Source organism: Rhizobium sp. 268, from assembly GCF_036571585.1.
In the GTDB taxonomy this organism is placed as follows: domain Bacteria; phylum Pseudomonadota; class Alphaproteobacteria; order Rhizobiales; family Rhizobiaceae; genus Rhizobium; species Rhizobium redzepovicii.
Genome location: NZ_JAPPSO010000012.1, coordinates 70751 through 83061 on the forward strand (window position 1 = coordinate 70751; position 12311 = coordinate 83061).

The window sequence follows — 12311 nt, forward strand, 5'->3', positions numbered from 1 at the left end:
ACCAAAAGCAACGAACTGTTGGTTCTAATGAATCGTTGGCTTCAGTCGCTGTTGCAGCCGGACCATTCCCAGGTCGGCCGCGGTTGAACGGGCATTCTCGGATAGCAACATTGCTCTCTTTATCGCGGCCCGGCTACCTATTTTCATTAGCAAGTCCGCATAATCTGCCTGAGTGTGTGCGAGCCACGGCCGCGAGCCGATCGCCGCGTTCATCTCAAGTGCGTGCTCAAAGTGCTCCGACGCTCTGTCGAATTCACCCAGCGCCGCTGCCAGCACGCCCAGATAGCGGCTTGCCGCGCCGAAGCAAACGGTCGCCATACCGATGGTGACGGTCATCTCCTTGTAGTCGAGCATAAGCTTATAGAGGGTCTGGGCAGCATCTGCGTCGCCGAGACCGGCGGCGACTTCCGTCAGGAACGAGAGGGACGCACTTCGCTTTCCGTCAAGCGGAAGGGCAAAGCCGGTGCGGGCAAGCTCGCTCAACCTCCGCTGGGCCGCATCGCGATAGCCGAGGTCAAAGGCAACCAACGTAAAACCCGGCAACCAGGTGGTTCCCTCCGGGCTTTCCTCAATCAACAGCTTGATGACGGGTGCAACCTCCGAGAGGCGGCTTTGCTCCCGTCGGATCGCGAACATCTGCATGCCGTAAACGCCCTCCGGCGCAGCGCCAAGGATCCGCATACCCAGCTTTAGCGCTTCCTCTGCAAATTCCTCGGCGACGGTGAACCTTCCATCGAGGATGGCCATCATCGCTTTTGCGGTGCGAGCGTAGAACTGGACGTTGAGATGCTGCCGCGCGGTACCAAGTTCGTCGAGCGCGTCAACAGCCCGATCGGCTCGCGCGCGATCGCCGAGTTCCGTGGAGACATAGGCGTCAACGGAAAGCGCTCGGCTCCGCACATCGTCGTCATCGATCTCATCCGCGAGGCGCCTTATTTCATCGATACGAGCGATTCGGTCGTTTCTTTCCGTGGCGGACCTGACCGGTGCCGGCGTCAGGAATGGCAGAGCGGAAAGCTCCACAAGCGCAGTCTTATCTCCAACGCGTCGAGCCAGCTTTATTCCTTCATCATGGCATTTTGCAGCCTTCTGGCCGTCGCTGAGATAGGTGTATGCCCGCGCAAGGCGGCTGAGAATCTGGCACCGTGAACTCATATCCGCTGGTTCAACCATCTCGAGGGCTTCCTCGAGAAGCGGCATCGTTTCGGCAAGCGAATTCGAGGAGAGGAATTTGGTACCGTCTAGACCAATCACTGCACGAATAAAGGCTTGTGTGTCGGCCGCTTTGCGGGCCAATGGCGCGGCCAGCCTATATTTCGCCAGCGAATCCGTCATGCGACCCGCAGCGAACAGGGCGTCGCCGAGTTTGAGGATCGCGGTGAGCAGGTCTCTTTGCCGCTCAGGCCCTTCAGGCAACTGCTCTGCAATTGCCAAGGCGTTCTGGAAATTGTCGACCGCCTCGTAGTTGGCGGATCGTGCGAGGGCGCGCTCTCCAGCCTTCATCCAGTAGGGAAGCGCGAGCTCAATCCGTTGGGCTTTCTCGTAGTGCTGAGCGATGAGTTCGGGCTGCGTGGCAGCGACATCGTCATAATGTTCGACGAGAACCCTTGCGATCCTCTCGTGGAAATGCCGCCGGCGCCGGTTGAGGAGCGATTGGTAAGCCGCATCCTGAATGAGCGCATGTCGAAAAACGAGCGCATCATGCAAGACGCCGCCTTCGACGACGATCTGGCTGGACTCGAGCTGGTTCAGTGCTGTCTCGAGCGCTCGGTCGTCGACGCCTGCGATCTTCGAAAGAAGGCCGCGATCGAATTCCCTGCCTATTACGGCGGCAATCTGCGCGATCTCCTTGGCCGTCGGCGCTAAATGATCGAGACGTGTCATCAGGGAGCCCTGCAGACTGTCCGGGATTTCTGCGTTGAGCGACGACGGCTTTCCGCTCTCCACGACCGAGCGGGTCAACTCCTCGACGAACAGCGGCACCCCGTCCGTCCGCTCCGCAATCTTTTCGGCGAGCTGTTCGGGAATGTCGGACACCATGGATTCGATCAGTTCACGCATCTGCTGCCTGGTCAGGCGGCTAACGGAGAGCGTCGTCACCTGCGCCAGTCCGCCTGCCCAGTTCGCGCTCCATTCCGGTCGGTGGGTCACAACGACGAGGGCGGCGGCGCCGTGCAGCCGGCTGACGAGTTCTCTCAGCACTTCGCTGGTGGATGGATCCATCCAGTGCGCGTCTTCGAAAACCATGAGCACTGGTGCGATCCTGGCTGCAAGCAGCAAGCGGTTCACCAATGTGCGAACGAGAAGCTCCTTGCGCTGGTGGGCGGAGAGATCCGGCGGCTTGAACTCGTCGCCGACGTCGAGCGAAAGCAGCTCGGCATAGATGGCGCCAACGTCGGAAGGATTTTCGCCGTAGCGGCGCACAAGCGTGCGAAACTTTTCGATGCGCGTGTTCCGGTCATCTGCCGGCGTAAACGATGCAACCCGGCTCAGTCGCTCAACGATCGGGTAAAAGGCCGAGGTAGCGTGATAGGGTGAGCACTGCAATCGGATGAGTTCATGCTGTGTCTCTCGCAGGTGTTCTTCGAAAGCCTCGACAAGCCGGGATTTCCCGATGCCAGCCTCCCCCAACAGGAAGACCGCCTGGCCTTGCCCGGCCTTCGCCAACTCCCACCGTTCGAGCAGCAGGCCGATCTCGCTAACGCGGCCGACAAATTTCGAAAGCCCGCTGGCATGCGCGGCTTCGAAACGGCTATCCACCTCTCGCTGACCGCGGACTTCGAACAGCGCAATGGGAGAGGCGAAGCCTTTGAGCTCCTGCGCGCCGAGGCTCTCGATTTCAAACGACTGCCCGGCGAGGCGGCGGGTGCTGTCGGAGATCACGATCTGGCCTGGGGCGGCCGCGGCCTGCAGGCGTGCTGCCAGGTTGGGAGTGTCTCCTGCGATCGATGCCCGCTCCTTCGCGCTGCCGTCAGTGTTGCCAACGACCACGCGCCCAGATGCGATGCCGATGCGGGCCTTCAATCGCTCTGCGTTCGGCGGCTGCAGGGCGTCGACGGCGGCCATCGCCGCGAGGCCGGCCCGGATTGAGCGCTCGGCATGGTCCTCGTAAGCCATTGGCCACCCGAAATAGGCTAGCACGCCATCGCCGAGATATTTCGCGACGTAGCCCCCGAAGCGGGTGACGGCGCCGGCGACGCTATCCTGATAACGGCGGGTCAACTCGTGCATGTCTTCCGGGTCGAGCTCTGCTGACAGCGCTGTCGACCCGACCAGGTCGCAAAAGAGCACGCTGAGCAGTCGCCGGTCGGCCGCAGCTTCGGATACGGCCTCGGTAGCGACCGACGCAGGAGGCTGTTCGTCCGACCGTTGATCCGCAAGTTGGTTTATGGCAGCTAGAATAATCTTCCGATGCCCCAGCGAGACACCGAGCTCCTGGAGGTCGGATTCGGCAAGATGAGGGAGCGCTCGCAGATCCACGTCATTCTCGATGAAGGTGTCGGCGTACTTGCCGAGACCGAGTTGACCTAGCCAATCCTCAATCGTCTGCATCGACGTTGATCCTGCTCCACCGTTTTTAAAAATACCACGAACGCCGGTGTCGTGCCACGCCGTGGCGCAGGAACTGTTCGTCTTGGCGGGAAGCGAGGACTCACTGTATCAATTGTGGTGATCGTTGACGGGGCCGCGCCTTGATCCCATCTGTGTGCGCATGGCGAAAAACAAGAAGAATGACATACCTTCTCTGCTCGAAACGTGGACGACGCTATCGCCCGCGGCCACTCTAGGGTCTTCCGTGCGCGCCAAGGGCATCCTCTTGGAAATCCGTGCGCGCCTCCCGTCGTCCATGCGAAAATCGCTGGATATCAGCGGGAGGTTTTTGACGCTGGCAATGCCTGAAAACGCAAGGAGCGAGTTTCGGCATGCCTCGGCGATCATTGCGAAGTCGCTCGAAGGCATCGAAAGCCTGCCGGTCATCCCGCGCGAAATCGAGGACATCCTCACAATCTCAACGACCGAGAGACGTCGCTGGCTAGAGGACGGCCGTCTGCCCAGCGGGGGAACGCGAACCGTGAAGCTTCGGGGCCGCGCCAGGCAGATCACCTTCCACGTCTTCGAACCACAGATGGTCGAGGATCTGCTCGACCGGGGCGCTGTCGAAGAGTGGCGCGAAGAGGATGCCGCGGCTGCCATGGAAAACAGGCGGAATGCTGCCTACAAGGCGAAGCTGACGCGTTCCCTGAAGGAGGACAGCAAGGCGACTGCGGCATCGCAGGACGTCACCGACGAAGCGTCCGCAAAGCTGCGGGGCTGGAAAGAGTTTGGGCGGGACGGGCTGCTCCGCTAGGTCTGGATGAGACCCCGATCACCTTCCGGGGCAAATTGCGCCTATCGCTTCCGCATCACATTGACGACGAGCACACCGAGGATCGCCATGACGCCGCCGGCTGCACCGAGCGCCGTCGGCGTCTCGCCCAGCCAGACGAACCCGATCAGCGTTGCGACGGGCGGGACGCCATAGAGGAAATTCGAAGCGCGGGCGGCCGTAAGTCGCTTCAGCGCGATCGCCCAGGTGAGGTAGCCGATCGCCGTCGGGAAGATGACGAGATAGGCAACACCCCAATTCACTTCCGCCGGGGCGGCGGCCAACGCCTGGACCGTTGCCGGGACAGCCGGAAACAGCGGCACGGAACCGATCAGCAGGATCCAGGCGGTGACGGCAAGCGCCGGCAGCCGACCGAGCAGCGGCTTCTGCAATACGCTGGCGATCGCCGAGCAGAGCGCTGCGCCAAGGATGAGGACGGCATTCGGATCGAGCCTGAAGCCGCCGTCTGAGGCGACCGCGATCAGCGCCACGCCGCCGAAGGAAATGGCGGTGCCCGCCCAGCCCCAGCGGCCGAAGCGCTCGCCGAGCGCGAATGTGGCGATAAGGGCGGTGAAGACCGGCATGGTGTTGATGATGAAGCTCGCCGGCCCTGCTGCAACAGTCTGCTCGCCGGTGTTCAACAGAACCGCATAAGCGGCGATGAATAGCACGGCGGCAACGGAAAGACGGACGAAATCGCGTTTTTCCGGCATCGGCCGATAGATGGCGAGATAGACCAGAGCGATGACTCCGGCGGCAACGTAACGCGCCGTCGCCAGCTCGATCGGCGTCAGCGGTCCGAGGCAGATACGGATCACCACGAAGGAAGACGCCCAGAAGAGGATGGTGACGACGATCGCGGCAAAGGCCACCAGATCCAACCCACCTTGCTGTTTCGTCGAAATCGGTGCGCTTGCCGCCATGCTCATTTTCGCCTCCATATGTTCCTGTGACAGTGAGTAGCCCTTCGACGCGTGCTTGAAAAGCATCGCAATCGATGATCAAATGTGTCTATGGTTCACAGCTCCCCGGTTCTTCCGCCGCTCGATACACTTGAGACCTTTGCCCGCGCTGCCCGGCTCGGATCGTTTTCCGCCGCGGCCGAGGAAAGCGGCATCACTCATGGCGCGGTGTCGCGGCAGGTCTCGCGCCTCGAGCGCTGGATGGGGGTGCGGCTTTTCGCACGCGAAGCCAGAGGTGTGCGCCTGACGCCGGAGGGCATGCGGTTTTTCGCGCGGGCGGAGGAAGCGCTTGCGCTGCTCGGCAATAGCGGCGAGCGCTGGCTGCCTCGCCGCAACAAGGCGGTGGTGCGTCTTTCGGTGACGCCCTCCGTCGCCTCGTTGTGGCTGTTTCAACGTCTGCCGAAGCTCGAAGGAAACGAGCTGCATGTCGAACTGACGCTCGAACACCGGCTGGCGGATTTCGGCGAAGGCACGGACCTTGCCATCCGCTGCGGCAAAGGCCCTTGGGCCGGCGTGCGCGCCTTGCCACTGTGGCAGGAAAAGTCGTTTCCGATCGCCGCCCCGGCGCTGGCAGACCGGCTTGGCCAGCGATCCGACGCTCTTTCGCTGCTGGAACTGCCAATCCTGCACGATTCCAATATCGAAGGCTGGCGCCGCTGGCTCGCCCGCGAGGGCGTCGACTATACGCCACGCGGCCATGACCGCCGCTTCGAGGATTACAATCTGGTGATCGATGCCTGTGCGCAAGGGCTCGGCATCGCGCTCGCCCGGCGGCCGCTATCGGATGCCGCGCTGGCATCCGGGCGCGTCGTCGCCGTGTCGCCGCGGACGCTCGATTATCATGTGGCCTTTCATCTGATCCGACCGGACGATGCGCTCAGAAGCCCAGCCATCGAATTCGCCAGCCGCTTCCTGCGCGAGGCCGGCCATGATGAGGCGACGATCGCCGCTTTTGTCGCACCCGGCCGGGCGAAAACTTAAGCGGAGAATTCTTCGTTACTCCGCCGGAAACTGCAGGCGCATTTCCTTGGCCAGTTCGAAACCGGCGGCCCGATAGACCGGCTCGCCGGCATCCGAGGCATGGATGACGGCTGTAGTGCAGCCGATCGATTTCAGATAGTCAGCGGCCTTGTTGGCCAGCGCCGATGCGATACCGCGCCGGCGAAAGGCGTCGGCAACATAGACGGACCAGATGTAGCCGTGCAGCCGCTGTTCTTCCCGGATGACCTCTGGAAATGGCGATTGGTGCAGCTGACAGGATGCGGAACCGGCGATTTCACCGTCGACGATGGCAAGGAACGACGTCAGACGCCGCTCCTCGCGGCCGCTTCTGATGAAAGACAGGATCCGCGCCGCCGCATCGGGCCTGTAATGTTCCGGTGGCGTACCGTAGCTGACCCAGATCTTCAGATAGTGCCCCACAAGGACCTCGTCCTCATCGGGCGTTGCCATTCGAATATCGATCATGTCGTAATCCGGCTGGGCTGCGAACACGAAATCGGCCTCAATGACGTGACGCTCCCTGCCGTCCGCGGCAGGGAGCGTCAAAAAGCCATATCAATTGTCGGCCGTCAACGTCATCGAGGCGCTGCCGGCGGCAACATTGAGGCCGAGCTGGCCGGTCAGGCTGACCGTCTGCAGATGGATCGAGCCGGAAGTGCCGCCGACTAGCAGATTGGCGCCGACACCGGCGCCGAGCGTCGCCTCGGCGGTGGCGCCGACATAAAGGCCGGCGAGCGATCCGCGGTGATAACCGGCCGTCGGCGCGAACACCGCCCAGATCAGGCGGCTGCGCGTGGTGAAGCCAAGGTCGATGCCGAGCTTTCTCACTTCGCCGGTATAACGATCCGAAAGCTCATTGCCGACGGTCGACTGGAAGATGCAATCGGCCTCCTTGGAGGAACCGAGCACATAACCCGTCCCGCCGCCGATATCGCAGGTGAGGTAACCGATCTTGACGCCATTGCGCAGGTCCGGCTCTTCATATGTCCTGGTGACGAGGTCGGCGGCATTGACCGCCCCTGCGCCGACAACCGTCAACGATACCGCGGCAAACGCCGTCGCAAGAATTTTATTCATAAGTCTCTCCTTCTCAAATCGTGACGGGAGCATACCCGGCTACTCGCCACCAGATTCGGCAACAGATAACGGACGGGACCGCAAAACGATCCGATCCCGCACCATTTTCGCATCGCAAGTCAAAGCGCCTGGGAGGCGCAAGCGACAAACAGGTTTACGGTTCAGCCCCCAATGGGACATTTCGAAGGCACTAATTCACGCCATCCGGTTATTTCATGATGTTGTCAGGAATGGTTGCCGGAAAGGCACGGTCCTGCTTGCCGTCGACACTTCGCGGACGGCATTCATGCAGCGGCTCATGCGGATTTTGCAGGGGCCGACCGCAACCGGGAACCGTCAGTGGTGGGGCCGTCAAAGGTGGCAACAAAGAAAAACCCGGCGATGTGTTCGCCGGGTTTTTATACTTGTTCGATCCGATTTATACTCTTCGCATAAAGCGCATGACGAGAGATACGACGAACAGCACCAGGAAAATAAAGAACAGAACCTGGGCAATAGAAGCTGAAGCACCTGCTATACCGCCAAATCCGAGGACGCCGGCAATCAAGGCCACAACGAGAAACACCAGAGCGTAATAAAGCATCGCAATCTCCTTTTACGTTGCTGCTCACATAACGGAAGCCGCCCCCATTTGGTTCCCTGTCCCTCTCACGGCCGGCGCATGCAACGTCGCATCGGCCCGGTTCAGCCGAAATGGAAGGCGCCGCTGAACATCCGGTCGCCTTCATTCGGCTCGGGAGGTTCGGCTGCATCGAGATAGGCCTTGAGCGGCCCAGTCAGGACGAACCAGATGCTCGCCCCCAGCATGAAACAGGCTCCCGCCGGATCGTCGATGCGGGCGATGAAGGGAAGGCAGGCGGAGGAAAACAGGACGATGATCCGCACCGACCACTCCGCCTCACGTTTGGCGATGGCGCGCGCTCTCAGTGACTTGTATTCCCGGGCGCCGTAGCCGCCTCCCCTCGCCTTCATCGCCGAAAGCAGTTTTCGTGCTGACGGCAGCGCCAGCATGATCAGCGCGGTAACACCGAGCGCGAAAGGTTTGCCGGCCAGGACTTGCCCGCTGGCGATCAGGAGAAAGGCGAGCACGACGAGATTCCATGTCGGCTCCAGCAGCTCCGGCGGTTGCCGTGTGCGAAGATGCCAGCTCCGCAGCAAGCCCGCCGCGCCGTGCAGTAGCGGCTGATCGATATAGCGATTGATCCAGTCCATGCCGATGCGCCCGTCCCCGATTGCATGAAGAGGGCTCCGAACACCACGGAATTTGGTCATCATCGTGGCAATAAGCACCGAAACCGTCCTCCGCGTGAAGGAAGCGGCCTGCCAAGGCCTTGGATGCAATGTTTAGCGCAGTTCCTGCGCAACCTCCCAGACATGGCCGGACGGATCCGCAAAAGCGGCCGTGCGGCGGCCCCATGGACGATCGATCGGACCGTTGAGCAGTGTTACACCAAGCTTGCGCAGCTCCGTGCAGACCGCATCGACATTGTCGACCTTGATCGTCAGCAGGACGCGACTGCCCGAGCCGGATGCCGCCACCGTCAAGGGCTCGACCAGCTGCGGCGCTTCGGTCACCTGGAGCAGATTGACCATCGTTTCCGAAAACTTCAGCACCGAGCAGACGTCGTCCTGATAGACGACATCGGCGGCAAAGACCTTTTGGTAAAATGCCCTCGCCACGTCGATCTCGTCGACGAACAGGGTGATGACCTCGATCCTATCCAGCAGCATGGGCAGTTCTCCTCGTTGCTCCGACCATCCGACCGATATCGCCGGCCGGCTCGTTGCTGGTCGCTTCGGCTCCGGCGGTTTCGACATGCCGCACAAAATAATCTCAGTTCCTGAGACCCGGCGCCTCGTGGCCGGTGCGCGCCACATATTCGGTGTAGCCGCCGCCATATTGATGGATGCCCTCAGGCGTCAGCTCTAGCACCCGGTTGGAGAGTGCGGCGAGGAAATGCCGGTCATGCGAGACGAACAGCATGGTGCCCTCATATTGCGAGAGCGCCTTGATCAGCATCTCCTTGGTGTCGAGGTCTAGATGGTTCGTCGGCTCGTCGAGCACCAGCAGGTTCGGCGGGTCGAACAGCATCATCGCCATGACCAGCCGCGCCTTCTCGCCGCCCGACAGCACGCGGCACCGCTTCTCGACATCGTCCCCGGAAAAACCGAAACATCCGGCAAGCGCCCGCAAAGGCCCCTGCCCCGCTTGCGGAAACCGGTCTTCCAGCGCTTGGAAGACGGTGTGCTCGCCGTCGAGAATATCCATGGCGTGCTGGGCGAAATAGCCCATCTTGACGCTGGCGCCGAGAGCGACGCTGCCTTGATCAGGCTCGGCGGCGCCCGTCACCAGCTTCAGCAGTGTCGACTTGCCGGCGCCGTTGATGCCCATGATGCACCAGCGCTCCCGCCGCCGCACCATGAAATCCAGCCCTTCGTAGATGCTTCGGCTGCCGTATTTCTTGTAGACGTTCTTGAGGCTGACCACGTCCTCGCCGGATCGCGGCGCTGGCTGGAATTCGAAGGAAACAACCTGGCGGCGCTTGGGCGGCTCCACCCGGTCGATCTTCTCCAGCTTCTTGACGCGGCTCTGCACCTGCGAGGCATGTGACGCCCGCGCCTTGAACCGCTCGATGAACTTGATTTCCTTGGCCAGCATCGCCTGCTGGCGTTCGAACTGGGCCAGCTGCTGCTTCTCGTTCTGCGCCCGCTGCTGCTCGTAGAATTCGTAATCGCCCGAATAGGTCGTCAATGCGCCGCCATCGATCTCGATGATCTTGGTGATGATGCGGTTCATGAACTCGCGGTCGTGGGAGGTCATCAGCAGCGCACCTTCGTAGCCTTTCAGGAACTCCTCCAGCCAGATCAGGCTTTCGAGATCCAGATGGTTGCTTGGCTCGTCGAGCAGCATGACATCGGGACGCATGAGCAGGATGCGGGCGAGCGCCACGCGCATCTTCCAGCCACCCGACAGGGCTCCGACATCGCCGTCCATCATTTCCTGGCTGAAGCTCAGGCCGGCGAGCACTTCGCGGGCGCGTCCTTCGAGCGCATAACCGTCCAGCTCCTCGTAACGCGCCTGCACCTCGCCATAACGCTCGATGATCTTGTCCATGTCGTTGGCCTGCTCGGGATCGGCCATGGCCGCCTCGAGCTCACGCAATTGCTCGGCAACGACACTGACAGGGCCGGCGCCGTTCATCACCTCGGCGACGGCACTGTGGCCCGCCATCTCGCCGACGTCCTGGTTGAAATAACCGATGGTGACGCCCTTCTCACAGGAGACCTGCCCTTCGTCGGGCTGTTCCTCACCGTTGATCATCCGGAAGATCGTCGTCTTGCCGGCGCCGTTCGGGCCGACGAGACCGATCTTCTCGCCTCTATTGAGCGCTGCTGATGCCTCGATGAAGAGGATGCGGTGGCTGAGCTGCTTGCTGATATTCTCGATACGAATCATGATGTGCGTGGGAGCCTGGGAAAGAGATTTTGCCGCGCTTATGCCATGCGGGGAAATCGGGGGATAGTCCCGTTTCCGACCCTCTCGATCTGCACGTTTGATTTGGATAATATTGCCGCTCGCGCCAACGGAGACCTGTGCCAATGAGCGTTCGTCCGCCGCAGTCCTTCAGACAATCCGAGCAGGACAGAAACGGTTTCAACGTCCTCGAATACGAGTTGATGTCGGAACGCGCCGATGCGCTCGGGCGTCACGGGCGGAAGGTGGAGTCAACACTTGCTGCGCTGAAGGCTTGGACCGCCGACCGCCAGAGTGCCGAAGAACGCGAGACACTTCTCGATGCAGCGTCCGACGCGGTCTGGGCCTTCTTCATCCAGCGTGAGATCTGCGGGCTCAGAAACAACCGCGACGCCATTCAGCGCTACGGCATTCCGAACGAGGTAATCGCGAGATTGGGCGCGGTGCGGAAATAACGCGTTGCGAGGGCGGAGGCCGCTCCCTTCCCTATTGAGTGGAAATCAACGGCGCAGAAAGATATGGCTTGGTGCCGAACCAGCGAAAGGGAATTGCGATGCCAAGCTCAATCCGGATTGGAAACCAGCATCTCACTGTCGACGTCTCCTCCCTCGGGGCCGAGATGCAGGCGCTCTCCACCAGCGACGGGCGCTCATGGCTGTGGACGGGCGATGCGGCCTTCTGGAGCGGACGGTCGCCGATCCTTTTCCCGATCGTCGGCAAGGCGCCGGACGACAAGATAACAATCGACGGCACGATCTATCCGATGGCTCAGCATGGTTTTGCCCGCCGCAGCGAATTTGCGCTTGCGGAAACCACCGCGACAATGTGCCGATACGAACTGGTCACCTCGGCGGCCACCCAGGCTGTTTATCCCTTCGACTTTCAGCTAGCTGTGACCCATGCGATCGAGGGACGCGCCTTGACGGTGACGGCAGAAGTTACCAACCGCGACCAAAAGGCGATGCCATTCGGCCTCGGGTTCCATTCGGCCTTTGCCTGGCCGCTGCCGGGTGCTGCCGGGCACGCCCATGTCGTTACGCTCGACAATAAGGGCGAGCCGCCGCTTGTGCGGCTGCAGGGTGGCCTTATCAATCCTGTGCCGCTGCCCTCGCCGTTCGAGGATGGCCGGCTGGTGCTCGATCACGCAATGTTTGATGCGGATGCGATGATCTTTCCGCAAGGAGCGGGCGAACGCTTAAGTTATAGCGCCGAAGACGGGCCGACCATGCGGTTCCGGTTCGAAAATCTGCCCAATCTTGCCCTGTGGACCAAACCGGGTGCGCCCTTCCTCTGCATCGAGCCCTGGCATGGAACCGCCGCGGAGGCTGGGAGCTCGGGCGAGCTTTCGAAGCGGCCCTCGACGACGATCCTGGCACCGGGCGCGATCGCTCGCTTCGCCTTTACCGTCGAGATTTTATGATAGAAGGCC

The 12311-nt window shown here is 61.5% G+C and carries 12 protein-coding genes; 4 read left to right on the top strand and 8 right to left on the bottom strand.

What is annotated here, in order from left to right:
• Positions 1–24 precede the first annotated feature (24 nt).
• Complete coding sequence (locus OS035_RS23190) at positions 25–3552, bottom strand: adenylate/guanylate cyclase domain-containing protein (protein WP_097627830.1); 3528 nt, start codon at positions 3550–3552, stop codon at positions 25–27.
• A 160-nt stretch (positions 3553–3712) separates the two neighbouring features.
• On the opposite strand from OS035_RS23190, the gene OS035_RS23195 reads away from it, so the two are divergent.
• Positions 3713–4348 (top strand): hypothetical protein, encoded by a 636-nt coding sequence (locus OS035_RS23195; RefSeq protein WP_183781203.1) that lies wholly within the window; start codon positions 3713–3715, stop codon positions 4346–4348.
• Between the two features lie 41 nt (positions 4349–4389).
• Here OS035_RS23195 and OS035_RS23200 read toward each other — a convergent pair whose 3' ends face one another.
• Positions 4390–5307: a DMT family transporter gene (locus OS035_RS23200; protein WP_183781206.1), complete on the bottom strand. Its 918-nt coding sequence runs from the start codon at positions 5305–5307 to the stop codon at positions 4390–4392.
• A gap of 72 nt (positions 5308–5379) precedes the next feature.
• Between OS035_RS23200 and OS035_RS23205 the strand changes: the two genes are divergently transcribed.
• The gene (locus OS035_RS23205) at positions 5380–6309 is read left to right on the top strand and encodes a LysR family transcriptional regulator (RefSeq protein WP_183781209.1); all 930 of its coding nucleotides are present in this window, start codon (positions 5380–5382) and stop codon (positions 6307–6309) included.
• Positions 6310–6324: 15 nt separating this feature from the next.
• Here the strand turns inward: OS035_RS23205 and OS035_RS23210 are convergent, their stop codons facing one another.
• The 6 genes from OS035_RS23210 to OS035_RS23235 all read right to left on the bottom strand — a co-directional run bounded on the left by OS035_RS23210 (position 6325) and on the right by OS035_RS23235 (position 10864).
• Positions 6325–6795 carry a GNAT family N-acetyltransferase gene (locus tag OS035_RS23210; RefSeq protein ID WP_183781312.1) on the bottom strand — a complete coding sequence of 157 codons (471 nt, stop codon included), beginning with the start codon at positions 6793–6795 and terminating at the stop codon, positions 6325–6327.
• A 90-nt stretch (positions 6796–6885) separates the two neighbouring features.
• Positions 6886–7407: a DUF992 domain-containing protein gene (locus OS035_RS23215; RefSeq protein ID WP_097627832.1), complete on the bottom strand. Its 522-nt coding sequence runs from the start codon at positions 7405–7407 to the stop codon at positions 6886–6888.
• Positions 7408–7825: 418 nt separating this feature from the next.
• On the bottom strand, positions 7826–7990 hold the full coding sequence (locus OS035_RS23220; protein WP_003571841.1) for a DUF1328 domain-containing protein: 165 nt from the start codon (positions 7988–7990) through the stop codon (positions 7826–7828).
• A gap of 101 nt (positions 7991–8091) precedes the next feature.
• The gene (locus OS035_RS23225) at positions 8092–8682 is read right to left on the bottom strand and encodes a hypothetical protein (RefSeq protein WP_183781315.1); all 591 of its coding nucleotides are present in this window, start codon (positions 8680–8682) and stop codon (positions 8092–8094) included.
• Positions 8683–8751: 69 nt separating this feature from the next.
• On the bottom strand, positions 8752–9138 hold the full coding sequence (locus OS035_RS23230) for a VOC family protein (protein ID WP_183781212.1): 387 nt from the start codon (positions 9136–9138) through the stop codon (positions 8752–8754).
• Between the two features lie 103 nt (positions 9139–9241).
• The gene (locus tag OS035_RS23235; protein ID WP_183781215.1) at positions 9242–10864 is read right to left on the bottom strand and encodes an ABC-F family ATP-binding cassette domain-containing protein; all 1623 of its coding nucleotides are present in this window, start codon (positions 10862–10864) and stop codon (positions 9242–9244) included.
• A 143-nt stretch (positions 10865–11007) separates the two neighbouring features.
• Here OS035_RS23235 and OS035_RS23240 point away from each other — a divergent pair, with 143 nt between their 5' ends.
• Positions 11008–11337 (top strand): DUF6665 family protein, encoded by a 330-nt coding sequence (locus OS035_RS23240; RefSeq protein ID WP_183781218.1) that lies wholly within the window; start codon positions 11008–11010, stop codon positions 11335–11337.
• 98 nt (positions 11338–11435) lie between these two features.
• Complete coding sequence (locus tag OS035_RS23245) at positions 11436–12302, top strand: aldose 1-epimerase family protein (protein ID WP_183781222.1); 867 nt, start codon at positions 11436–11438, stop codon at positions 12300–12302.
• Positions 12303–12311 lie beyond the last annotated feature (9 nt).